This is a genomic window from Streptomyces griseorubiginosus (assembly GCF_036345115.1).
GTDB lineage: Bacteria > Actinomycetota > Actinomycetes > Streptomycetales > Streptomycetaceae > Streptomyces > Streptomyces griseorubiginosus_C.
This window is the reverse complement of sequence record NZ_CP107766.1, coordinates 3,895,341-3,918,762: the sequence shown is the minus strand read 5'-3', so window position 1 is coordinate 3,918,762 and position 23,422 is coordinate 3,895,341. Positions and strand designations below refer to the sequence as shown.

The window sequence follows — 23,422 nt, the reverse complement described above, 5'->3', positions numbered from 1 at the left end:
GTCGGTGCGGAGCCCTATCGTGGAGGCAGTGGTCGAAGGACGACGTACGGGGGACGGGACTATGGGCGCGATGGGCGGGATCAGCGAGATGCCAGGGATCACCGGGACACCGGCCGGCAGCGACAGCGAGGCACTGGCCACGCTCCACCGGGTCTTCGGATACGACGCCTTCCGCGGCGAACAGGAAGAGATCATCGAGCATGTGGTGGCCGGCGGGGACGCCGTCGTCCTCATGCCGACCGGCGGCGGCAAGTCGCTGTGCTACCAGATTCCGTCCCTGGTCCGGCCCGGCACGGGCATCGTCGTCTCCCCGCTCATCGCCCTGATGCAGGACCAGGTCGACGCGCTCAGGGCGCTCGGCGTACGCGCCGGGTTCATGAACTCCACGCAGGACTTCGACGAGCGACGCGTAGTCGAGGCGGAGTTCCTCGCCGGAGAGCTCGACCTGCTGTACCTGGCACCGGAGCGGCTGCGCCTCGACGCCACGCAGGACCTCCTGTCCCGCGGCAAGATCGCCGTCTTCGCCATCGACGAGGCGCACTGCGTCTCCCAGTGGGGCCACGACTTCCGGCCCGACTACCTGACCCTGTCGGTGCTCGGCGAGCGCTGGCCGGACGTCCCGAGGATCGCCCTCACCGCGACCGCCACGCGTGCCACGCACGAGGAGATCACCCAGCGACTGCACATGCCGGCCGCCCGGCACTTCGTGGCCAGCTTCGACCGGCCCAACATCCAGTACCGGATCGTGCCGAAGGCCGACCCCAAGAAACAGCTGCTGGCCTTCCTGCGCGCGGAGCACGCGGGCGACGCCGGCATCGTGTACTGCCTCTCCCGCAAGTCGGTGGAGGCCACGGCCGAGTTCCTCTCCCACAACGGCATCGAGGCCGTGCCGTACCACGCCGGCCTCGACGCGGGCACCCGCGCCGCCCACCAGTCCCGCTTCCTGCGCGAGGACGGCCTGGTGGTGGTCGCGACCATCGCCTTCGGCATGGGCATCGACAAGCCGGACGTCCGTTTCGTGGCCCACCTCGACCTGCCCAAGTCGGTCGAGGGCTACTACCAGGAGACCGGCCGCGCAGGCCGCGACGGCCTCGCCTCGACGGCCTGGATGGCCTACGGCCTCAACGACGTCATACAGCAGCGCAAGCTCATCCAGTCCGGCGAGGGCGACGAGGCGTTCCGGCGCCGCGCCGCCGCCCACCTCGACTCCATGCTGGCACTGTGCGAGACCTCCCAGTGCCGGCGCGGACAACTCCTCAACTACTTCGGCCAGGAACCGGACCCGACGGGCTGCGGCAACTGCGACACCTGCCTGACCCCGCCCGAGACCTGGGACGGCACGGTCGCCGCCCAGAAGGTGCTCTCCACCGTGGTACGGCTCCAGAGGGAGCGGGGACAGAAGTTCGGCGCGGTCCAGATCATCGACATCCTGCTCGGCAAGCGCACCGCCAAGGTCATCCAGTTCGACCACGACCAGCTGTCCGTGTTCGGCATCGGCGAGGAGCTCTCCGAGGGCGAATGGCGGGGCGTGGTCCGGCAGTTGCTGGCCCAGGGGCTGCTCGCGGTCGAGGGGGACTACGGCACGCTGGTGCTGACCGAGGCCAGCGGCACCGTGCTGCGGCGCGAGCGGGAGGTACCGCTGCGCAAGGAGCCCAAGAAGCCGGCGACGGCCAAGTCGAGCTCCTCGTCCGGGCGGGGCAGGGCCAAGGCGGCGGTGGCCGAGCTGCCCGAGGCGCTGGTGCCGGCCTTCGAGGCGCTGCGGGCCTGGCGGGCCGAACAGGCACGGGAGCAGGGCGTCCCGGCGTACGTCATCTTCCACGACGCCACGCTCAGGGAGATCGTGACGGTGTGGCCCACGTCCGTGACACAGCTCGGCTCGGTCGGCGGGGTCGGCGAGAAGAAGCTCGCGACGTACGGGGAGGGCGTGATCGAGGTCCTGGCCGGACTGGCGGACGGCGGGGCGGCGGGGGGCAGGACGGCCGACGGTGGGGCGACCGGCGCCGGCTTCGCTGCGCAGGCACCGGGCCAGGCCGCGGACCCGGACCCCGGAGCCGACCACTGGCCCGAGATGGACGCGGACCCGGAGCCCGAGGACGACTGGATGTAGCTCGGCACAGCTCGGGGCTGTGCATGAAGCGGCCCCATTCTGGTCTCACCCACCTCGACGAGGCCGGGGTTCAGCTCGTGCGCAGGAGCCGGGCGAGCCAGTCGGTGCGGGTTCGGCGGGCTGTGGCCGAGATGTGTGCCTGCGGGTGCAGGGCGTCGAATCCGTGGAAGCCGCCTGCCCAGACGTGGAGTTCGGCCTGCCCGCCGGCCGCCCAGATGCGGGTGGCGTAGTCGGTGTCCTCGTCGCGGAAGACTTCGGCGGAGCCGGTGTCGATGTAGGTGGTCGGCAGGCCCGCGAGGTCGTCGGCCAGGGCGGGGGAGACGTACGCGGGTACCTCCTCGTCGGGGAGGCCGCCGAGGAGGCAGCGCCATCCGAATCCGTTCATCTCGCGGGTCCAGACGCCGGGCCCGTTCGAGTACTGGAGGCTGGACGTGGTGGTGTTGCGGTGGTCGAGCATGGGGCCGATCAGGACTTGGGCGGCGATCGCCGGGGTGCCGAGGTCGCGGGCCAGCAGGGTGACGCCGGCGGCGAGGCCGCCGCCCGCGCTGGCGCCCGCGACGATGATCCGGGCGGGGTCGATGCCCAGTTCGGCGGCGTGGTCGGCGATCCAGAGCAAGCCCTGGTAGCAGTCCTGGACGGGGATGGTGCCGGTGGACTCGGGCGCGAGCCGGTAGTCGACGGAGACCACCACGGCACCGAACTCGTCGAGCCACTCCAGCGGGATGTCGATCTGCGAGAAGCGGTCGCCCATGACCATCCCGCCGCCGTGCATCCAGTAGACACAGGGTGCGGCGGCGGTGCGATCGCTGTTCGTGGGGCTGAAGACGGACAAGGGGATCGGGGTGCCGTCCGGACCCGCGACGGTGACCTCGCGCCGGTCGACGGCGCGGCCTTCGAGGAGGGGTTCGACCGGCATCGACGACAAGGGGCGTACCTGCGCCAGCACTTCAGGGCTGAGCTGGGACATCAGTGGTATGCCGGCCAGGAGTTCCTGCAGTTCGGGGTCGAGAGGGGGGCGTGCTGTGGTCATGGTCGTTGCCTCTCGTGGGCGGTGGTTGGCGGGTGGCGGGTGCCGGTGGTGGGCGATGGCGGGACGGGCGGGTGTCAGAGGACGGATCTGCCGCGGACCGGGACGTAGTCGGTGTACTCGGAGTCCTTGGCGAGCAGCGGGCCGATCTGCGCCACGATGGCCTGGGCGGTCTCGCCGGCGAAGACGCGGTGGTGGTCCTCCTCGGTGGTCCAGCCTTCGGCGACGTGGACGACATCGGGGTCGGACGCGGAACGGGAGACGAGGTAGAGCAGGCAGTATTCGCTCGCGCCGGGGCTGCCCTCGTTCAGTCCGGTCAGCAGCAGGTCGACGAGCTGGTCGCCCCTACCGGGCCTGGCGGTCAGGGTGGCGCCGAAGCCGTAGCCGGCAATCATGGATTTCTCCTCTTCCTCTTCGGTGGTGGAGTGCGGTGATTCCATTCAAGCCCTTTGAACTGGGAAAACGTTAGACAGATGCTCCGGCGTCCTTGCACGATCCTCGCTGCTTTGGGGCTCATGATGCGGAATGGTGCTGCAATGGGCGCATGTACCTCGAAGAGCTCCGCACCCTGCTGGCCCGTCATGCGCGGCCCGACTGGACCACCGCCGTCGACGGCGTCCTCATCTCGAAGGTCGACCGTCCGGATCCGCCGGCGCCTTCGATGTCCGGCACGCTCCTGGCGGTCATCGCGCAAGGCGCCAAACGCCTCGCCCTGGGGGAGCGGGTCTTCGAGTACGGGCCCGGGCAGTACCTGGTCGCATCCGTCGATCTGCCGGTCACGGGGCAGTTCACCCAGGCCGACCCCGAGCAGCCGGCGCTGGGATTCGGTCTCGTCCTGGAACCGTCCGCCGTCGCCGAGCTGTTGCTCGAGGCCGGGCCCGGTGACGCCCCCCGGGGCGGCGGGGGCACGCCGTCGGGGATCGCCGTCAGTGACGCACCGGCCGCGCTGCTGGACGCGGTGGTCCGGCTGTTGCGCCTGCTCGACGAGCCCCGCGACCGGGCCGTACTCGCCCCGTTGTTCAAGCGCGAGATCCTGTGGCGTCTGATCACCGGTGAGCAGGGTGCGGCGGTTCGCCAGCTCGGCCTGGCCGACAGCAGCCTCAGCCACATCTCGCGGGCCGTGCGCTGGATCCGTGAGCACTACGCGCAGCCCTTCCGGGTGGAGGACGTGGCGCGGCAGTCCGGCATGGGCGTCTCCGCCTTCTACCGCAACTTCCAAGCGGTGACCGCGATGAGCCCCATCCAGTTCCAGAAGCAGATCCGGCTCCAGGAGGCCCGGCTGCTGCTCGCCACCCACCCCGGAGACGTCACCGGAGTCGGTCAGCGCGTCGGCTACGACAACCCGTCGCAGTTCAGCCGGGAGTACCGCCGCCAGTTCGGCGCGCCCCCCAGCCAGGACGCCGCCCGCCTGCGTCAGGCCGTGCGTGCGCCGGCCGTTCTCCTGCCCTGAGTCGGAGGACTTGCTGGAGGATCGTGCAAGGAGCAGCGAGGATAGTTCTACTATCTATGCAGGTCAGAGCGATTCAATGGGGTTACCGATTCTCGACCGGTTCTCCCGGGGAGCAGGAAGATGCCTGCCCACCCGGAGGATCCCACCACCTCGCCAAAGGGGCACACCATGAAGACCGTTCTGATCACCGGCACCTCGTCCGGGTACGGGCGGGAGACCGCCCTCCACTTCCACGCGCAGGGGTGGAACGTCATCGCCACGATGCGGTCGCCGCGTCCAGGCGTCCTTCCCGAGTCGGACCGGCTGCGTGTCATCGAGCTCGACGTGACCAGGCCCGAGAGCATCACCGCCGCGTTCGAGGCCGTGGGTCCCGTCGACGTCCTGGTCAACAACGCGGGCGTGCCCTCGATGGGCGTGTTCGAGGGCACCCCCATGGCCCGGGTGCGGGAGGTCTTCGAGACCAACACGTTCGGCGTGATGGCGATGACGCAGGCGGTGCTGCCCCAGTTCCGCGAGCGGGGCTCCGGCGTGGTGGTCAACGTGACCTCGAGCGTGGTGCTGGGGCACATGCCGCTCACGGCCGTCTACAAGGCGAGCAAGATGGCCGTCGAAGGGTTCACCGCATCCCTCGCTCTCGAGCTCGCGCCGTTCGGCGTGCGGGCGAAGACGGTCGAGCCGGGTGCCTGCCTGACGACGAACTTCGCGGCCAACGCGGCGAAGGGCGCCTCGCCGGCCGAACTGGTCCCGGCGCCCTACGCAGCATGGGCGAAGAAGGCCATGGACGACTTCACGGGCCAGGACCAGTTCACCAAGGAGAGCGACGTCGCCGAGACGGTGTGGCGAGCCGTGCACGACACGACCGGCCAGTTGCGATTCCCCGCCGGCGCCGACGCGGTCTCGCTCTCCCAGGCGAAGTGATCAGCGCCGGCCTCACCTCCGGTCACAAGGCGCGCGCGGCGTACGCCCTGACGTCCGCGTCCGGGTCCGTCGTCACCGTGGCCAGGGCCGCGCGGGCGTCCTCGGTGGCCGAGTGGCGGGTCAGGGCCAGGACGGCGGCCTTGCGGACGTCCGCGTTGGGGTCGGCCAGGGCCTTGGCGAGGGCGGGGACGGCCACCTCCGGGTCGGTTGCGGAAAGGGCCGTCGCGGCACCCGAGCGGACCTGCCAGGCGGCGGCCGACAGAGCGGTCACGGCACGGGCGGCGAGCGCCGGCGGGCAGCCGGTGGTGCCCAGTGCTCCGAAGGCGGCCCCCCGGACCAGGGCGTCGGCGTCCTCGGTGAGCCGGGTCAGGGCGTCCAGGACGGCGTCCAGCGGGCGTTGGGCCCACACCGTCGCCAGTGCCTTGGCGAACGTCACCCGGACCTCGCGGGACGGGTCGGCGGTGGCGGCGCGGGCCAGTTCCGTCGCCGCGTCCACCGAGACCAGGGCGCGGACGGCCTCGATGCGGACGGGGATGTCCGCGTCGGTCAGGGCTCCGGCGAACAGCTCCGCGTCACCCAGGCGCAGGGCGCGCAGCACGTCCAGCGCGGCCGCCCGGACGACCGGGTCGGACTCGGCCAAGGCGGCGGCGAGGCCGTCGCGCAGGGCGGGTTCGGGCGGGAGCGTCTCGACGAGCTCGCGCAGGGACGCCGCCGCGGTGGCGCGGACCTCGGGCGCGGGGTCGCGCAGTGCCTCGGCGAGGGCGGGGCCGGTGCCCTGGGGCAGCGTCTCGGTCAGCACGGCGACGGCCTCGCGCCGGACGGCGGGCGCCGGGTCGGTCAAGTAGGGCCGCAGTGCGTCGAGTTCGGGCTGCTCCTCGGCGAGGGCGACGAGTTCGAGGAGGCGGGCGGGGGAGTTCACCGCACCCGTCTCCACCTCCGCAGCAGCCTCCACGGCCACTGCCACCCCCGCCTCCACCGCCACCGGCGCCCGATCCCGGCCCCCCGCCGTGGCCACCTCCTCCGCGTGCACCTCGCCGATGTGTCGGGAGGGGCCGCCGACCGGGGTGAACTCGTCGATCGGGACCAGGTAGGGGGCCACGGGGCGGGCCGTGAACTCCATCGCGCCGGAGGGGGACTTGTGCAGGTCGAGGTGGTGGAACCAGGAGGTGTCGTCGCGGTGGGGGTGGTCGAGACGGTCGTGGTAGAGGCCCCAGCGGGACTCCGTGCGGGCCAGGGAGGCGCGCGCGGCCATCTCCGCGCAGTCGCGGATGAAGGAGACCTCGGCGCAGCGCATCAGCTCGTGCGGGGTGCGGGCACCCATCGAGGCGATGTCGTCCCGCATCCGCTCGAAGGACTCCAGGGCCAGGGACAGTCGTGCGCCGGACTTCGGCGGGGCCACGTAGTCGTTCACGAAGCGGCGCAGCTTGTACTCGACCTGGGGCTGCGGCGGGCCGTCCGGGTTGCGCAGCGGGCGGTAGATCAGTTCGTGCGCCTCGCGGAGCTGGTCGGACGGCAACTCCCCTTCGTACGGGGTGTACTGGGAGGCGTCCGCGCCCGCGAGGTCGCCGAAGACGAACGCGCCGATCATGTAGTTGTGCGGGACGCAGGCCAGGTCGCCGGCGGCGTAGAGGCGGGGGACGGTCGTGCGGGCGTGGTCGTCCACCCGTACACCGGAGGCCGAGTGGCCGCCGCACAGGCCGATCTCGGAGATGTGCATCTCGATGTCGTGGGTGCGGTAGTCGTGGCCGCGGTTCTCGTGGAAGGTGCCTCGGGTGGGGCGTTCCGTGGAGTGCAGGATCGACTCCAGGGAGGAGATCGACTCCTCGGGGAGGTGGCTCAGCTTCAGGTAGACCGGGCCGCGGTCGGAGGCGACCTCCGCGGCGAACTCGGCCATCATCTGGCCGGACCAGTAGTCGGAGTCGACGAAGCGTTCGCCGTGCCGGTTGACCTGGTAGCCGCCGAAGGGGTTGGCGACGTACGCGCAGGCGGGGCCGTTGTAGTCCTTGATCAGCGGGTTGATCTGGAAGCACTCGATGCCGGTGAGTTCGGCGCCGGCGTGGTAGGCCATGGCGTAGCCGTCGCCGGCGTTGGTCGGGTTCTCGTAGGTGCCGTACAGGTAGCCGGAGGCGGGCAGGCCCAGGCGGCCGCAGGCGCCGGTCGCGAGGATGACCGCGCCCGCGCGGACCGTCACGAAGGCACCCGTCCGGGTGTTGAAGCCGACCGCGCCCACGGCCCGCCCTTCGGCGGTGAGGACCCGTACCGGCATCACCCGGTTCTCGATGCGGATCTTCTCGCGCATCTCGCGCCGCCGCAGCTGCCGGTAGAGGACCTTCTTGACGTCCTTGCCCTCCGGCATCGGCAGCACGTAGGAGCCGGAGCGGTGGACCTGGCGGACCGCGTAGTCGCCGTGCTCGTCCTTCTCGAACTTCACGCCGTACGACTCGAGGCGCTGCACCATGCCGAAGCCGCGGGTGGCGGTCTGGCGGACGGTGGACTGGTCGACGATGCCGTCGTTGGCGCGGGTGATCTCGGCGACGTAGCCGTCGGGTTCGGCGCGGCCGGGGATGACCGCGTTGTTGACGCCGTCCATGCCCATGGCGAGGGCGCCGGAGTGCCGGACGTGGGCCTTCTCCAGGAGCAGGACGTTGGCGCCGTGTTCGGCGGCGGTCAGGGCGGCCATGGTGCCGGCGGTGCCGCCGCCGATGACGAGGACGTCGCAGCGGATCTCCTCGGCGTCGGTCAGGGCGGGGATCTCGAGCGGCGGGTTCAAGGAGGGCGTGGTCACCGGGGGGCCTTTCAGGTACCGAGCGAGGTTCCGAGCGAGGAGAGGACGTCGCGCCGCAGCGCCAGGCGCGCGGGATCGTCGTGCGCCGACCGGTCGCGGGGGCGCGGGACATCGCGTACGGCGATCAGCCGGCCGCCGCCGAGGAGGGCCACGCGGTCGCCGAGGAACAGGGCCTCGTCCACGTCGTGGGTGACGAAGACGACCGTGGCGCCGGTGCCCTGGAGCACCTCGACCAGCAGGTCCTGCATGCCGGCGCGGGTCTGGGCGTCGAGGGCGCCGAAGGGCTCGTCCATGAGGACGGCGCGGGGCGCTCCGGCGAGGGCCCTGGCCAGCTGGGCGCGTTGGCGTTGCCCGCCGGAGACGCGGTGCGGGAGGTGCCCGGAGTGTGCGGCGAGGCCGACGCGCTCCAGCCAGTCCTCCGCCTGGGCCCGGCGTGCCGCGCGCGGCAGTCTCTTGATGGCCAGGGGCAGTTCGATGTTGGCGCGCAGGGTGCGCCAGGGCAGGAGGGCGTCCTCCTGGAAGATCAGGGCGCGGTCGGCGGCGGGGCCGGTCAGCGGCCGCCCGTCCTGGCCGACCTGGCCGGCGAGCGGCGGCAGCAGTCCGGCCAGTGTGCGCAGCAGGGTCGACTTGCCGCACCCGGAGGGTCCGACGAGGGTGAGGATCTCGCCGGGGGCCACGTCGAGGTCCACCCCGTCGAGCACGGGCGCGCCGGGGCGGCCGAGCCCGGCGCCGGTGAGGGTGAGGCGGGTGCCGCGGGTGGGCGCGGCGGCCGGAGCGGCTTCGGTGGCCCGGGACTCCGTGACGGCTGCCGTGGTGGTGTCAGACGAGGTGCCCATCACGTGCCTCCTCGCTCTTCTCGGCGTTCTCGCTTTTCGCGGACTTCGCGGACTTCGCGGACTTCGCGGACTTCGCGGTGTTCGCGGTGTTCTCGCTCTTCGACGCGGGCGCGGGCGCCTCCGGGGCCCCGGCGGTGACCTCGGTGACCGCGATGCGGGCGTTCCTCGGCCGGCCTCCGGCGTCGTACGACGTCCTCGGCAGCCAGCGCGTCAGGCGGCGGCCGAGGAGTTCCACGGCGGTGGAGGTGAGCCAGCCGAGGACGCCGATGGTGACCATGCCGACGAAGACGCCCGCGTAGTTGACGACGGTGTAGTCCTGCCAGGTGCGGTAGCCGACGCCGTACTGGCCGGAGATCATCTCCGCGCTGATCACACAGATCCACGAGACGCCGATGCCGACGGACAGGCCGCCGAAGATGCCGGGCAGGGCGCCGGGCAGGACGACCGAGGCGAGGATCCGCCACCGGCCGCCGCCCATCGTCAGCACGGCCTCCTCCCACACGGGGGTGAGCGCGCGGACCGCGTGCCGGGTGGAGACCAGGACCGGGAAGAAGGCGGCGGTGCAGGTGATGAAGACGATGCCCTGCTCGTTGGAGGGGAAGAGGAGGATCGCGACCGGGACGAGGGCGATCGCGGGGATCGGCCGGATCACCTCCAGGACCGGTCCGAGCAGGTCCTCGGCGAGGCGGGAGCGGGCCACGAGCACGCCCGTGGCCACGCCGAGCACCGCGGCGAGCAGGAAGCCGGTGAGGATGCGGGTGAGGCTGTCGGTGAGGTCCGTCCAGTAGTCAGGGCCGGACACCCGGTCGGCGAAGGCGCGGGCCACGTCGGTGACCGTGGGGAACTGCGAGAACCGCAGCCACAGGTCGATGTCGAGGCTGGTCAGCAGCTGCCACACCCCGAGGGCGACGGCGAGCGAGACCGCCCTCAGCGCGTACCGGCCGGCTTTCGGCAGCGACCGGCGGGCGACCGGACGCCCGCCCGCGGACCGTCGCCCGCCCAGCGAGGGACGACCGTCCGCTGACCGTCGCCTGCCCAGCCGTGGACCCCCGCCCTCGGACGGTCGCCCACCCAGCGAGGGATCCGCGCCTTCGGACCCTCGCCCGCCCAGCCACCGACGCCGGCTCACGACGCCTGCTCCAGCGCCTCGGCGTACGTGATCACCCGGGCGCCGCCGTGTGCGGAGACGTAGGCCCGCGCGGTCTCCGGGGCGACGAAGGGCAGCACCTGGTCGCCGTCGGCGACCCAGACCGCCTTGTCGGCGAACCAGAGGGTGCCGGTGGTGGCGTCGGGGACATAGGCGGCGCGGATGCCGTCCTTGTGTGCCGACACGTACGTCAGCAGTTCCGCGGGCGTCTTGAAGCTACGGGTCTCGGAGGCACCCTTGGGCCAGACCTCGCTCGCGGAGGCGGCGGGCGCGGCGGCGAGACGCTTGGTGTAGCCGGCGCCGAGGGCCTTCTCGACGTACTGGTCGTCGACGAAGGAGTCCACGTCGATGTCGCCGGTGAGTTTGGCGGCCTTCAGGACCGAGACGTCCTGCTTCAGCGCGGAGATCAGCTGGGGCTTGACGGCCGGGTCGAAGGTGGAGATGCCGTGGGCGCCGTTGTAGAGGTAGACGACTTCGGCGGGCAGGCCGGTGGCCTTGGCGACCGACTCGGCGGCGGCGACCGGGTGGTCGTTGAGGTAGTCCGTGGCCTCGGCCTGGGCCTTCAGGAACGCCTCCAGGACCGCCGGGCGCTGCTTGGCGAAGTCCTCGCGGGCGGTGACGCCGTGGAAGGTGGGGAGGTTCAGCTCGGCACCGTCGTACAGTGCCTTGGCCTTGCCCTGGTAGGCGAGCAGGCCGGGCCAGGCGACGAACTGCGACAGCGCGTCCGTGCTGCCCGCCGACAGGGCCGAAGCGCCGACCGCGGGCTGCTGGTTGAGCTTCTCGATGCCCTTGTCGGGGTCGATGCCGGCCCGCTGGAGGGCGCGTACGAGGGTGCCGTCGGCGGCGGAGCCGACGCTGGTGGAGACCTTCTTGCCCTTCAGGTCGCCGAGGGAGGCCAGCTTCGAGTCCGGGGCGGTGACGATGGTGTTGAGGCCGCCGCGGAGGTTGTAGCCGGTGACCGAGACGAGGTGGGTCGGCTTGCCGAGCTGCTTGCCGCGGGCCGCGTTGATGAGGAGCGGGAAGTCGCCCATCGAACCGATGTCGATCTTCCCGGCGGTCATCTGGGCGGTGATCGGGGCGCCGGTGGCGTAGTCCTGCCAGTCGACCTTGTAGGTCTTGCCGTCGTGCAGCGCGTTGAGCTCCTTCTCGAAGTAGCCGAGGGAGCGCAGCAGGGTGCCGGCGGTGACGGTGTTGATGGTCTTCGACTGGTAGCCGACGGTGACGGTGACGGTGGTGCTGTCACCGGCCTGGGCGCTGCCGCAGGCCGTCAGCGGCGCCAGCAGCAGGAAGGTGGCGACGGCTGGTTTGATCTTCATGGGAGTGGGGCCTCTCACCGGAGCAGATAGGGCATGTTGACCGTGACGGCTCCGGTGGGACAGCGGGCCGCGCACGGGCCGCAGTACCAGCACTCGTCGACGTGCATGTAGGCCTTGCCGCTGCTGGTGTCGATGGCGAGGGAGTCCAGCGGGCACATGTCCACGCAGAGCGTGCAGCCGTCGATGCACTTCGACTCGTCGATGGTCACGGGCACGTCGGCCCGCTGGGGCGCCAAAGCCATGGCTGTCTCCAGGAAACGGCTCGGAAAGAGGTCAGAGGGAGCGGTGCAGCAGCCCGCTCATGGTGATGCGGTCGCCGCGGAAGCGGATGAACTCCAGGTCGACGGGGCGGCCGTCGGCGAGGTGGGTGAGGCGTTCCAGCATCAGGACGGCCGCGCCGCGCGGGGCTTCCAGTACGGCGGCGGAGTGGGCGTCCGCGTTGACCGCCTCCAGGGTGATCTCGGCGTGGCCGAGGCCCTGGCCGGTGATCGTCTCCAGGAGGCGGAAGACGTCGGTGTTCTCCAGATCGGCGCCGAGCAGGGCGGTGCCGATGTCGAGGGGGATGTAGGTGAGGTCCAGGGAGAGGGGCAGGCCGTTCAGCCGGCGCAGGCGCTCGATGTAGAGGACGTCGGTGCCGGGGTCGACCTCGAGGCGCTGGGCCACCGGGTGCGGGGCGGGGGCGGGGCCCATGGTGCGGACCTCGTTGGTGACCGTGCCGTGTTCGCGGAGGGTTTCCGCGAGGCCCATCAGACGGTCCAGGCCGTGGGGGTACTTCTGGCCGACGACGACGGTGCCGACGCCGGGGTGGCGTGCGACGAGGCCTTCCGCGCGGAGCAGGTCCAGGGCTTGGCGGACCGTGTTGCGGGAGGCGCCGTAGTCGGTGGCGAGGACGGTCTCGTGGGGGAGGGTGCCGCTCTCGAATCCACCGGTGAGGATCTGGTGGCGCAGCAGATCGGCGAGCTGCCGCGCCTGGTCCGCACGCAGCCGGCGCCGGGCCCGGGCGGCGACGGTGGTCGCACCCTGCCCTGCGTGGTCCCGGACACGGTCGGTGGATGGCATGGCTGGAACCATACCGAGGAGGTAGGAAAACCTGTGTTGCCGCAGTGTTGCGCCACCTGACGGGGCGACGGGTACCCGCCTGACCTGCGGTGACGACCGCTGTGGGGCGAGAAGTGCCACCTGCACAGGGAATCAGGCGTGCGGGGGACCTACTCAGGGGCGCGGGGAACTGCGCGCCCAGCCCCCACCGGCCCGCAGCCGACGAACAACCCTTACGCCAGCGCCGACAACCCCGGCCCGAAAACGATCAGCAACGGCAACAACGGCACCAGCGCAGCCATCGCAGACGTGAGCGCCCGCTGCCGCCGCAGCAACCTCGGCGGCGGCTCCAGCAACCGATCCACCCGCTCACCCAGCAACCGCCGACTCGACGCACACGACAGCACCCCCCGGTGCTGGTTCAAGGAAATCAGCGCGAGCGCCGTCGTCAGATGCCCGCACCGCCGTGACGCCGTGTCGTCCGCCGCCAGCTCCACCAACCGGTGCGTCTGGTCGCAGAAGTGGGCGAACAGCGGCACCCGGGGAAACCCCGTGGCCAGCGCCGTCGACAGATGCAGCAGCCAGTCGTGGCGGGCCCGCGCGTGCCCTCGCTCATGCGTGAGCACGGCGTCCAGCTGATGGTCGGTGAGCCGGTGCAGCGCCCCCGTCGTGACGATCAGCTGCGGCGGACTCCCCGGCATCCACCACGCGTCCGGGTACTCGTCCTCCAGCACCAGCAGCGGTCCGCGTTCCAGCGTCCCGAGCCCCGCCGGCAGATCCGGTGCCCGCTCCCGCAGCTGCGCCCGCGCGGCACCCCGGCGGCGCCGGGTCTCTACCAGCTCGCGGGCCAGCATGGCCGTCGTCCAGGCCGCCCCGGCCGCCAGCAGCAGGGTCGAGGCGACCGCCCAGACCGGCGCCGCAGAGAGGTCGTACGCGGCGGTCACGGCGGGCGGCGCGGGGGCGAACACATGGTCGCGGACCGTGTGGAAGACGGCCGCCGCGCCGAGGACCAGCGCCGTGAGGCAGCACAGCAGCACGGTCGCGACCAGGCACTGCCACACCCACAGGCCGACCACCGGTTCCCGTTCGGGCCACGCGGCCCGGGTGAGCGCGCGCGGCACCGGCACGGCGGCCGCCAGGGCGACGGTGCTCAACAGGAGCAGGCAGAGTGTCATGCCACGGGCTCCGGATCCTGATCGGAGACAGGGGAGGGTGGGGCGGGGTGACGAGGTGCTGCGGGGCGGCCGCTGCGCGTCCCACGCGGGCCCCCCGCCGCCAAGTATGCCGTGCGTGGGCCTCCTACGGCAGGACTCGAACAGTCCCGGCCGCCTCTTTCCGGCACGCCCTCACCTCACGCACCCCCTGAGACCACCCGCCCCACCACGTCCCCCAGCCCCACCCGGACCCCGCCCGGACCGGGCGCCCACGCCGACAGCGTCACCACATCCCCGTCCTCCAGGAACGTCCGCTTGCCGTCCGGGAGTTCCAGCGCGTCCCGCCCGTTCCAGGTCAGCTCCAGCAGGGAGCCCCGCTGGTCCGGCGAGGGTCCGCTCACCGTGCCGGAGCCGTACAGGTCGCCGGTGCGCAGCGACGCCCCGTTCACCGTCATGTGTGCCAGCTGCTGGGCCGCCGTCCAGTACATGGTGGAGAACGGCGGCCGGGACACCTCGTGGCCGTTGATCGCGACGGACATCCGCAGGTCGTAACCGCCCGGCTCCACGTCCGGGGCCGTGTCGTCCAGGTACGGCAGCAGCGCGTGCGTGCGCTCCGGGGGTGCCACCCGCGCCTCCTCCAGCGCGTCCAGCGGGGTGATCCACGCGGACACCGAGGTGGCGAAGGACTTGCCGAGGAACGGGCCGAGGGGGACGTACTCCCAGGCCTGGACGTCCCGCGCCGACCAGTCGTTGAGCAGGCACAGTCCGAAGACGTGCTCGCGGAAGTCACCGAGCCCGACCGGCCGGCCCAGCTCGGACGGCACGCCGACCACGAAGCCGACCTCCGCCTCGATGTCGAGCCGCACCGACGGTCCGAAGACGGGAGCCGCGTCGGCGGGAGCCTTCCGCTGCCCCGACGGCCGTACGACATCCGTGCCCGACACCACGACCGTGCCCGAGCGGCCGTGGTAACCGATGGGCAGGTGCTTCCAGTTGGGGGTCAGGGCCTCCCCGTCGGGGCGGAAGATCCGGCCGACGTTCCGCGCGTGGTTCTCGGAGGCGTAGAAGTCGACGTAGTCCGCGACCTCGAAGGGCAGATGCAGCTCGACCGAGGACAGCGGGTGGAGGAGGTCCGCGATCGCCTCCTGGTGCGCGGGCACCGTCACCCACGCCGTCAGCGCCCGGCGCACGTCCGACCAGGCGGTGCGGCCGGCGGCGAGCAGGGGGCCCAGGGTGGGCCGGGCCAGCAGGGAGACGTACGGGGAGCCGAGCGCGGCGGCCGCCGCTCCCGCGTCCAGGACGTGGTCGCCGAGCCGTACGCCGACGGTCCGTGGGGAGGAGGCGGTGGAGAAGACGCCGTAGGGGAGGTTGTGCGGGCCGAAGGGGTCGCCCTCGGGGACATCGAAGGGGGGCATGGGGTGCTGCCTCACTTTCGAGCATGCCCTGCGGTCAGGCATGCCGTGCGCTGCCGGTGGTCGCGCCACACGTTACGGCCGGGGCGCCCTCGGCGGGAGTGTCTAAAGGGTTAGCAATGTGACCAAAGAGTTGGCAATGTCCCGTTAAGGGATAGTCGGAGTGGACCATTCCGGCTTAGCGTCCTTTGCGAGACACGGACGGGATGGGTGGGGTCGCGTCCGTCGGGGGACGCGTGGGGGGACCGTGGCCAGGAGTGCGAGCAGTGTGCCGTTCGAGGCCGACCAAGACGTACCGGCCCTGATCGTCAAGTTCGGCGACTACCCGCTGCACCACGGCGGCGTGGGCGCGATCCGCAGTCTGGGCCGCCTCGGCGTGCCCATGTACGCCGTCACCGAGGACCGTTGGACCCCCGCGGCCGCCTCCCGGTACCTCACCCGCGCCTTCGTCTGGCCGACGACCGGCACCGAGGACCCGGGCCGCCTGATCGAGGGACTGATCCGGATCGGGCGCCGCATCGGCCGTCCCGCCGTCCTGATCCCGACCGACGAGGAGGCCGCGGTCCTGATCGCCGAGCACCGCCGGGACCTCTACGGCCGCTTCCTGTTCCCGAGCGTGGAGCCCGGCCTGCCCCGCCGGCTGGCCAGCAAACAGGGCCTGCACGAACTGTGCGTGGAGCACGGCATCGCGAGTCCCGAGGCCGCCTTCCCGCAGTCGTACGACGACGTCGTGGCCTTCGCCGAGAAGGCCCGCTTCCCGGTGGTGGCCAAGAACCGCGAGGCGTTCGTACGGCGCACCCGGCCCGCGGTGGGCGGCACCACCCGCATCGCCACCCGTGAAGGGCTGCTCGCCCTCGCCCGTGACTGGGGCGAGCGGCCCGGGGTGATCCTCCAGGAGTACCTGCCCCGGGAGGACGCCGAGGACTGGATCGTGCACGCCTACTTCGACGCCAACTCCACCCCGCTGGCCCTGTTCACCGGCGTCAAGGTGCGCTCCTGGCCGCCGCACGCGGGCATGACGGCCAACGCCTACGTCGTCGACAACCCGGAACTCGCGGACCTCGCCGCGCATTTCGTCAAACAGATCGGCTACAGCGGCATCATCGATCTCGACCTGCGCTTCGACCGGCGCGACGGCCAGTACAAACTGCTCGACTTCAACCCCCGCATGGGCGCCCAGTTCCGGCTCTTCGAGAGCGAGTCGGGGGTGGACGTCGTCCGCGCCATGCACCTGGACCTGACCGGGCGGGCCGTTCCGGAGGGGGAACAGCGGGCCGGCCACCGCTATGTCGTGGAGAACATCGACCTGCCCGCCCTGCTCGCCTACCGCCGCAGCGGCTACACGACCCCGCACGCGCCGAAGCGGCCCAGCGGGACCGAGCTGGCCTGGTTCGCGGGTGACGACCCGCTGCCGTTCCTCACCATGCTCGGGCGGTTCGTGCGGCCCGGGGCCAAGCACCTCTACCAGCTGTGGCGGACCAACCACCGCGGCGGCTCGACCAGTTGAACAGCGGCACCACCACGAAGTGACGACGTGACGTCCTGGGGAGGGACTTCGTGATCCATCCGGTAGCAGTCATCGGCGCCGGGCCCTTCGGCCTGTCCACCGCAGCCCATCTGCGGGCGCGCGGCATACCCGTGCGCGTCTTCGGCGACCCCATGGTCAGCTGGCGCGACCACATGCCCGCGGGCATGCTCCTCAAGTCCACCCCGGCCGCCTCCAACCTCGACGCGCCCCAGCCCGGACACACCCTCGTCGACTACTGTGACGCGGCGGGCATCCGGCGGCTGGTGACGGACGAGGACATCGTCCCGGTGGAGACCTTCATCGCCTACGGCCAGTGGTTCCAGCAGAAGCTGGTGCCCGAGCTGGAGCAGGTGCGGGTGGTGTCCGTGGACCGCAGCGAACAGGGCGGCTTCCAGCTCAAGCTCGACTCGGGCGAGTCCTTCACCGCCCGCGCGGTCGTCGTCGCCACCGGCCTGTCCGGGCTCGCCCACCTGCCCCCGGAACTGGCCGCCGCCGTGCCCGACGGCCCCGCCCCCACCGCCCCGGTCTCGCACAGCTCCCAGCACCACGACCTCACCCGCTACTCCGGCAAGGAGCTGATCGTCGTCGGCGCCGGCCAGTCCGCGCTGGAGACGGCCGCGCTCGCGGCGGAGGCCGGGGCGCAGGTCAGGGTGGTCGCCCGCGGACACGGCCGCGTGGCCTTCGGCGCACCTCCGTGGCAGCAGCCGAGGCTGCGCCCCGAGTCGCCCTTCGGCCGCGCGTGGTCGCTGTGGGCCCTGACCTACTACCCGCACCCCTACCGCCGGCTCCCGGCGAGCACCCGCCACTACCTGGTGCGCCGGGTCCTCGGCCCGCTCGGCGCGTGGTGGCTGCGGGACCGTTTCGAGGGCAAGGTGCAGGTCAGCGAGGTGGACCGGATCGTCACCGCGGAAGCGTCCGAGGGGCACCCGGTCCTGGAGGTGCTCGGCCGCACCGGCCGCGGGGACCGCCTGTCGGCCGACCACGTCATCGCGGCCACCGGCTACCGCGTCGACATCGCCGCGATGGACTTCCTCGGCCACGAACTGCGCGCCGCGCTGGCGGTCAGCCGCGGCACCCCGAGGCTCGGCGCGGGCTATGTCTCCTCCGTGCCCGGCCTGTACTTCACCGGTCTGCCCGCGGCGGCCTCCTACGGTCCGGTGATGCGTTTCGTGTGCGGCACGGAGTTCGCCTCACCGAGGCTGGCGCGGCACCTGGCGGCGGCCCACGGCTAGCCTCACGAGGTGCAGAGGTCCTTCAACCTCGCTGCCGCCGCGTCGATCCGGCCGGTGTCCGGGTCGGTGTCGCCGTTGAGGATGGCGGTGTTGTAGTCGCCGATCGCCTTGTCGAGATCCTTGACGGCCCGGTCGACCTCGCCGTCGCCCGAGTCGTCCTGGATCTCGTTGATCCGGTCGGCGTTCTTGTCGATCGTGGCGATCGCCTCGTCCGTCCTGGACGGGTCCTTCACGGCGTCCCAGCCAGCCTCGTGGATGGCCTTGACGCTGTCCGCGATCGTGTCGGCGTTCGACACGCAGTCCAGGGAGTTGTCCACGTCGTCGGGATCGCACCCGGTGACGAGGACGACGGCGAGTGAGACGGCGGACAGGGCGGTGACGACGGTGAGGCTACGGCGACGGCGCATGGGCCGACCTTTCTCGGGGCGGGATTCGGTGCCCCCAACGATTCCGCCGCCCGGCCTCCGTCACGAGGGGGCTGTCTGGCCTGTGCGGGGTGTAGGTGTCTACACTTCGCTGGCCCTGCGCCCGAGGTCCGCTGGACCCTGGGGCCGGGGCGCGCCGGACCCCGCGGCCCGAAACGCCCGCCACACCGCACAACCCGGGCTCACCCCAGAGCGCCCGCCACACCGCACAGCCCGGGCCCATCCCAAAGCGCCCGCCACACCCCACAACCCCGGCCCACCCCAAAGCGCGCCCTACGACCGGTACCGCCCCAGCGTCCGCAACCCCGGCAGCTCCCTGTCCTGGAAGTCGAACAGGGCCAGGTTCTCCCACGCGTTGCCCGAGGACGGGTCCGTGGGGTCCCAGCCGCTGCCCGCGCGGTAGGTCCACAGGCCCTCCCAGTAGCAGTAGCCGAGGCCCTGTCCGCCGGGGACGCCGGCGGCGAGGTCGGCGACCGTGCGCAGCCACGCGGCCTGGCCCGCGGGCGTGGCCGGGTAGCCCTCGGTCAGCTGGGACGGGTCGTTCATGATGTCGTTGACGGCGTCCTCGCTCTCCAGCGTGAACGGGTACGCCGTCTCGGCGATCACACACGGCTTGCCGTAACGCGCCGTGATGTCGGCCATGTTGGCGGCCGCGTTCTCGATCGGGCCGTGCCAGAAGGGGTAGTACGAGAGCCCGATGATGTCGAAGTCGACGCCGTACGACACCACGTTGTCGAACCACCAGCGGTACAGCCCGTTGTCGCCGCCGTTCGCCAGGTGCAGGATCGTGCGGACGCGCGGGGTGGTGTCGCGGGCCGCGCTCAGACCGGCCTTGAGGAAGGCGGTCATGTTGTCGAAGTGCTCCCAGTTGCCCTCGGGCCAGATCAGCCCGCCGTTCAACTCGTTGCCGATCTGCACGAGTTGGGCAGGAGTGCCCTGCCGCCGCAAGGCGCCCAGCACATCGGCCGTGTGGTCGTACACCGCCCGGGACAGGCCGGCCACGTCCAGCCCCGCCCACGCCGCCGGCTTGGTCTGGTGCGCCGGGTCGGCCCAGCTGTCGGAGTAGTGGAAGTCGATCCAGATGCCGACACCGGCCCGCTTGAGACGGCGAGCGAGCGGCAGGACGTGCGCCTTGTTGTTGTAGCCGTCGGCCGGGTTCACCCACACCTTGAGGCGGGCGTGGGTGACACCGGCCCGCGCGATCAGCCGGACCGGGTCCTCACAGCGGCCGTCGGCCGTCCGGTACACCGCTCCGTGGTCCTCGTTCTTCGGCAGCGAGGAGATGTCCACGCCCCGGATCTCCAGGCGCCGGGCACCGGACGAACCGGCGGCACCGGCAACCCCGGCGGCACCGACAGCCCCGGCGGAGCCAGGTGCGGCCACGGCCTGAGCCGCCCCCAGCACCGGAGCGGCCAGCGCGGCGGCACCGGCGGCGGTGAGGACACTGCGTCTGCGCATGTCAAAGGGTCCTTTCACGGACGGTCACACGGACGGTCACGGCGACACCGGCGCGGCGGTGGATCCCGCGGCCGGAGGAGCGCCGGGAACGGGGCGAGGGGAGCCGGCGGAAACGCCGTACGACCGAGAAAACCCTCATTTTCTGTGATCGTGCACAGCTCCCCTCGCCCCTGTCATCGGCGGGCAACAAGTAGGTAACCCCACGCCCCCGCCATTGACAAGGGGCTGAAACAATTCTCTACTGTGCACGATCACAGAGCCGCGCGGCCCTCGCGCACAGCCTCACGGACCCGTCCGCAGAACCTCCCCCCACGGCGGTTGCCGCGTACGCGGAAGGTCCGGGACCGGCTGGTTCCAAGTCAGGGGAGATGAAGATGTCGATCAACCGCCGCCAGATCAGCAGGCGCAGCATCCTTGCCGGGGCCGCAGCCCTCGGCCTCACCGGCACCCTCGCCGCCTGCGGCGGTTCCGACGACGACTCCGGCGGCAGCGACAGCGGGCCGGTCAAGCTGACCTACTGGTCGTGGGCTCCGAACATGGAGAAGGTCGCCGCGATCTGGAACAAGAAGAACCCGGACATCACGGTCACCGTGTCCAAGCAGGCCAGCGGCCAGGAGATCCTCTCCAAGCTGATCACCGCGAAGAAGGCCGGCAACGCCCCCGACCTCATCCAGGTCGAGTACCAGTCACTGCCCACCCTGGTCTCCAACGACGTGCTGGCCGACATCTCCAAGTACGCCGGTGACACCAAGTCCCAGTTCGCCGAGGGTCTTTGGGGCATGGTCACGCTCGGCACGGACGCGCTCTACGCGATCCCGCAGGACTCCGGGCCGCTGATGTTCTACTACCGCGAGGACCTGTTCAAGAAGCACGGCCTGAGCGTCCCGAAGACCTGGACGGAGTTCGCCGAGACCGCCCGCGCCGCCAAGAAGGCCGTCCCGGACGCCTACCTGACCACCTTCTCCGCCAACGACCCCGGTCTGTTCGCGGGCCTCTCCCAGCAGGCCGGCGGCAAGTGGTGGACCGTCGACTCGGGCGGCAAGTGGACCGTCGGCATCGACGACGCGGCCACCCGGCAGGTCGCCGAGTTCTGGGGCGGCCTGGTCCAGGAGGGCGTCATCGACAACCAGCCGATGTACACCCCGGCCTGGAACAACGCCCTGAACAAGGGCACCCACCTGGCCTGGGTCTCCGCGGTCTGGGCGCCCGGGGTGCTGGTCTCCTCCGCGCCCGACACCAAGGGCAAGTGGCGCATGGCCCCGCTGCCGCAGTGGAAGTCCGGCGAGAACGTCACCGGCAGCTGGGGCGGTTCCTCCACCGGTGTCTCCACCGACTCCAAGCACGCCGAGGCCGCCGCCAAGTTCGCCACCTGGCTGAACACCGACCCGGAGGCGCTGGCCGCCCTGGTCAAGGAGGTCGCCATCTACCCGGCGGCCACGAAGGGCCAGTCCGGTGACGTCCTGACCACGCCGGAGTTCTTCTCGAACCAGGCGGACTTCTACACCACCGCCGGCGAGATCGCCGCGACCACGGCCGCCGCTGCCTGGGGCCCCAACGTCAACACCGCCTACACCACCTTCCAGGACGCCTTCGGCAAGGCCACCAAGGCGAAGAAGGAAGCCCAGTTCGACTCCGCCCTCGCCACCGTGCAGTCGAAGACCTTCGCCGACATGAAGAAGCAGGGCTTCGAGGTGACCGAGGCATGACCAGCGCTCCGCTCAAGGGCGCCGGCCTCACCGAGGTCGCGCCCTTGGCGGACGGCACCGGCACCGCCCAGTCCGTCCGCCCCAGCCGCCCCCGCCGCCGTGGCCGCAGCGCACCGTACTGGTTCCTGGTGCCCACCCTCACGCTCTTCGCCGCCTTCACCGTGGTGCCCATCGGGTACGCGATCTGGCTGAGCCTGCACAAGGTCCAGGTCAAGGGCATCGGCCTCGGCAAGGGCGCCCGGCAGCAGGTCTGGAACGGCCTCGGCAACTACACCGACGTCCTCAAGGACTCCGAGTTCGGCCACAGCGTCCTGCGCGCCTTCGGCTACGGCCTCATCGTCATCCCGACCATGCTGGGCCTCGCGCTGCTGTTCGCGCTGATGCTGGACACCCCGAAGGCCCGCAGCGCGCCCTTCGCCCGGCTGATGATCTTCCTGCCGTACGCGGTGCCGGGCATCATCGCCGCCCTGATGTGGGGCTTCCTGTACCTGCCGGACGTCAGCCCCTTCTACTACCTGCTGGACAAGTTCGGTCTCCCGCAGCCCGACCTGTTCGACGGCGGCAACCTCTACCTCTCCTTCGCGAACATCGCGGTCTGGGGCGGCACCGGCTTCAACATGATCGTCATCTACACCGCGCTCAGGGCCATCCCGCCGGACATCTACGAGGCGGCCAGGATCGACGGCGCCACCGACCTGAAGATCGCCCTGAGGATCAAGATCCCGATCGTGATGCCCTCCCTGGTGCTCACCTTCTTCTTCTCGGTGATCGCCACCCTCCAGGTCTTCACCGAGCCGATGGCGCTCAAGCCGCTCACCAACGGCCTGCCCAGCTCGTGGAGCCCCCTGATGGCCATCTACGACAAGGCCTTCCTCCAGTCCGACATCTACGGCGCCTCCGCCACCGCGGTCGTCCTGGCCCTGGCCACGTTCGTCCTCTCCTTCACCCTGCTGCGCATCTCCGACCGCTACACCCGGGAGGACCGGGCATGACCCCGCTCACCCTCACCGCCGACCCGACCGCGAAGACGCGCCGCACCGCCTGGGTGCCCACGCTCGTGCTGCTCCTCGGCGCGCTGTACTGCCTGATCCCCATCGCCTGGGTGGTCATCGCGGCGACCAAGGACCGGTCGGAGCTCTTCTCCACCTTCACCTTCGCCCCCGGCAGCGGCTTCCTCCAGAACCTGAGCGACCTGACCGCCTACCGGGACGGCATCTTCTGGAGGTGGATGGCCAACTCGGCCTTCTACGCCGGTCTCGGCGCCCTGCTCTCCGCCGCGGTCTCCGCCGCCGGCGGCTACGCGCTCGGCCGCTACAGCTTCCGCGGCCGCGAGGCCGTCTTCAAGATGATCCTGGCCGGCGTCCTGGTCCCGTCGATCGTGCTCGCCGTACCGCAGTACCTGCTGCTGTCGAAGCTCGGCATGGCCGACTCCTACTGGTCGATGCTGCTGCCGTCGATCCTCTCGCCGTACGGCGTCTACCTGGTCCGCATCTACGCGGCCGCGTCGGTGCCCGCCGAGCTGATGGAGGCGGCCCGCATGGACGGCGCGAGCGAGTGGCGGATCTTCTCGCGGATCGCCGTACCGATGATGATGCCGGGCCTGATCACGGTGTTCCTCTTCCAGTTCGTCGGCATCTGGAACAACTTCCTGCTGCCCTTCGTCATGCTCGCCGACGACGAGAAGTTCCCGATCACCCTCGGCCTCTACACGCTGCTCGCCCAGGGCGCCTCGCAGCCGGCCCTCTACACCCTGGTCATCACCGGCTGTCTGCTCGCGATCCTGCCGCTGATCGGGCTCTTCCTGGTGATCCAGCGGTTCTGGTCCCTCGACCTGCTGAGCGGCTCGGTCAAGGCCTGAGACCCCGGCCCACTTCCACGAACGA

Annotated in this window: 20 protein-coding genes; 8 read left to right on the top strand and 12 right to left on the bottom strand. The window is 71.3% G+C overall.

Features of this window, described 5'->3' with window-relative positions:
- Positions 1–61 precede the first annotated feature (61 nt).
- A complete protein-coding gene (gene recQ / locus OHN19_RS17550) occupies positions 62–2,107 on the top strand; it encodes a DNA helicase RecQ (RefSeq protein WP_330269640.1) in 2,046 nt (681 codons plus the stop codon).
- A 70-nt stretch (positions 2,108–2,177) separates the two neighbouring features.
- Here the strand turns inward: recQ and OHN19_RS17545 are convergent, their stop codons facing one another.
- On the bottom strand, positions 2,178–3,137 hold the full coding sequence (locus OHN19_RS17545; protein ID WP_330265083.1) for an alpha/beta hydrolase: 960 nt from the start codon (positions 3,135–3,137) through the stop codon (positions 2,178–2,180).
- A 74-nt stretch (positions 3,138–3,211) separates the two neighbouring features.
- Positions 3,212–3,529 carry a putative quinol monooxygenase gene (locus OHN19_RS17540; RefSeq protein ID WP_330265082.1) on the bottom strand — a complete coding sequence of 106 codons (318 nt, stop codon included), beginning with the start codon at positions 3,527–3,529 and terminating at the stop codon, positions 3,212–3,214.
- Between the two features lie 149 nt (positions 3,530–3,678).
- Here OHN19_RS17540 and OHN19_RS17535 point away from each other — a divergent pair, with 149 nt between their 5' ends.
- Positions 3,679–4,584, top strand: a complete 906-nt coding sequence (locus tag OHN19_RS17535) for an AraC family transcriptional regulator (protein WP_330265081.1) — start codon at positions 3,679–3,681, stop codon at positions 4,582–4,584.
- Positions 4,585–4,752: 168 nt separating this feature from the next.
- Positions 4,753–5,502: an SDR family oxidoreductase gene (locus OHN19_RS17530; protein WP_330265080.1), complete on the top strand. Its 750-nt coding sequence runs from the start codon at positions 4,753–4,755 to the stop codon at positions 5,500–5,502.
- A gap of 22 nt (positions 5,503–5,524) precedes the next feature.
- Here the strand turns inward: OHN19_RS17530 and OHN19_RS17525 are convergent, their stop codons facing one another.
- The 8 genes from OHN19_RS17525 to fahA all read right to left on the bottom strand — a co-directional run bounded on the left by OHN19_RS17525 (position 5,525) and on the right by fahA (position 15,193).
- Complete coding sequence (locus OHN19_RS17525) at positions 5,525–8,287, bottom strand: fumarate reductase/succinate dehydrogenase flavoprotein subunit (protein WP_330265079.1); 2,763 nt, start codon at positions 8,285–8,287, stop codon at positions 5,525–5,527.
- An 11-nt stretch (positions 8,288–8,298) separates the two neighbouring features.
- On the bottom strand, positions 8,299–9,123 hold the full coding sequence (locus tag OHN19_RS17520) for an ABC transporter ATP-binding protein (protein ID WP_330265078.1): 825 nt from the start codon (positions 9,121–9,123) through the stop codon (positions 8,299–8,301).
- Positions 9,107–10,078: an ABC transporter permease gene (locus OHN19_RS17515; RefSeq protein ID WP_330269639.1), complete on the bottom strand. Its 972-nt coding sequence runs from the start codon at positions 10,076–10,078 to the stop codon at positions 9,107–9,109. Before OHN19_RS17515 ends, OHN19_RS17520 begins: the two co-directional genes overlap by 17 nt.
- Positions 10,079–10,248: 170 nt before the next feature.
- A complete protein-coding gene (locus tag OHN19_RS17510) occupies positions 10,249–11,586 on the bottom strand; it encodes an ABC transporter substrate-binding protein (protein ID WP_330265077.1) in 1,338 nt (445 codons plus the stop codon).
- 14 nt (positions 11,587–11,600) lie between these two features.
- Positions 11,601–11,828, bottom strand: a complete 228-nt coding sequence (locus tag OHN19_RS17505; RefSeq protein ID WP_123762442.1) for a 4Fe-4S dicluster domain-containing protein — start codon at positions 11,826–11,828, stop codon at positions 11,601–11,603.
- Positions 11,829–11,859: 31 nt separating this feature from the next.
- Positions 11,860–12,645: a GntR family transcriptional regulator gene (locus tag OHN19_RS17500; RefSeq protein ID WP_330265076.1), complete on the bottom strand. Its 786-nt coding sequence runs from the start codon at positions 12,643–12,645 to the stop codon at positions 11,860–11,862.
- 212 nt (positions 12,646–12,857) lie between these two features.
- Positions 12,858–13,799, bottom strand: coding sequence for a M56 family metallopeptidase (locus OHN19_RS17495; RefSeq protein WP_330265075.1), 942 nt, complete (start codon positions 13,797–13,799; stop codon positions 12,858–12,860).
- A 176-nt stretch (positions 13,800–13,975) separates the two neighbouring features.
- Entirely contained in the window at positions 13,976–15,193 is a 1,218-nt protein-coding gene (gene fahA, locus OHN19_RS17490) for a fumarylacetoacetase (protein WP_330265074.1), read from the bottom strand.
- A 265-nt stretch (positions 15,194–15,458) separates the two neighbouring features.
- Here fahA and OHN19_RS17485 point away from each other — a divergent pair, with 265 nt between their 5' ends.
- Together OHN19_RS17485 and OHN19_RS17480 are read left to right on the top strand one after the other, a co-directional pair.
- Positions 15,459–16,697 (top strand): ATP-grasp domain-containing protein, encoded by a 1,239-nt coding sequence (locus OHN19_RS17485; RefSeq protein ID WP_330265073.1) that lies wholly within the window; start codon positions 15,459–15,461, stop codon positions 16,695–16,697.
- Between the two features lie 50 nt (positions 16,698–16,747).
- Complete coding sequence (locus tag OHN19_RS17480; RefSeq protein ID WP_330265072.1) at positions 16,748–17,950, top strand: FAD-dependent oxidoreductase; 1,203 nt, start codon at positions 16,748–16,750, stop codon at positions 17,948–17,950.
- A 2-nt stretch (positions 17,951–17,952) separates the two neighbouring features.
- On the opposite strand, the gene OHN19_RS17475 is transcribed toward OHN19_RS17480, so the two are convergent.
- Both OHN19_RS17475 and OHN19_RS17470 read right to left on the bottom strand, forming a co-directional pair.
- On the bottom strand, positions 17,953–18,357 hold the full coding sequence (locus OHN19_RS17475) for a hypothetical protein (protein WP_330265071.1): 405 nt from the start codon (positions 18,355–18,357) through the stop codon (positions 17,953–17,955).
- 291 nt (positions 18,358–18,648) lie between these two features.
- Positions 18,649–19,833: an arabinogalactan endo-1,4-beta-galactosidase gene (locus tag OHN19_RS17470; protein WP_330265070.1), complete on the bottom strand. Its 1,185-nt coding sequence runs from the start codon at positions 19,831–19,833 to the stop codon at positions 18,649–18,651.
- Positions 19,834–20,201: 368 nt separating this feature from the next.
- Between OHN19_RS17470 and OHN19_RS17465 the strand changes: the two genes are divergently transcribed.
- Genes OHN19_RS17465 through OHN19_RS17455 form a run of 3 tightly spaced genes read left to right on the top strand, consistent with a single transcriptional unit; the run spans position 20,202 to position 23,397 of the window.
- Positions 20,202–21,539: a sugar ABC transporter substrate-binding protein gene (locus OHN19_RS17465; protein ID WP_330265069.1), complete on the top strand. Its 1,338-nt coding sequence runs from the start codon at positions 20,202–20,204 to the stop codon at positions 21,537–21,539.
- The gene (locus tag OHN19_RS17460) at positions 21,536–22,531 is read left to right on the top strand and encodes a sugar ABC transporter permease (RefSeq protein WP_330265068.1); all 996 of its coding nucleotides are present in this window, start codon (positions 21,536–21,538) and stop codon (positions 22,529–22,531) included. The genes OHN19_RS17465 and OHN19_RS17460 overlap by 4 nt, the downstream gene beginning before the upstream one ends.
- Positions 22,528–23,397, top strand: a complete 870-nt coding sequence (locus tag OHN19_RS17455) for a carbohydrate ABC transporter permease (RefSeq protein ID WP_330265067.1) — start codon at positions 22,528–22,530, stop codon at positions 23,395–23,397. The genes OHN19_RS17460 and OHN19_RS17455 overlap by 4 nt, the downstream gene beginning before the upstream one ends.
- The last annotated feature ends 25 nt before the right edge of the window (positions 23,398–23,422 follow it).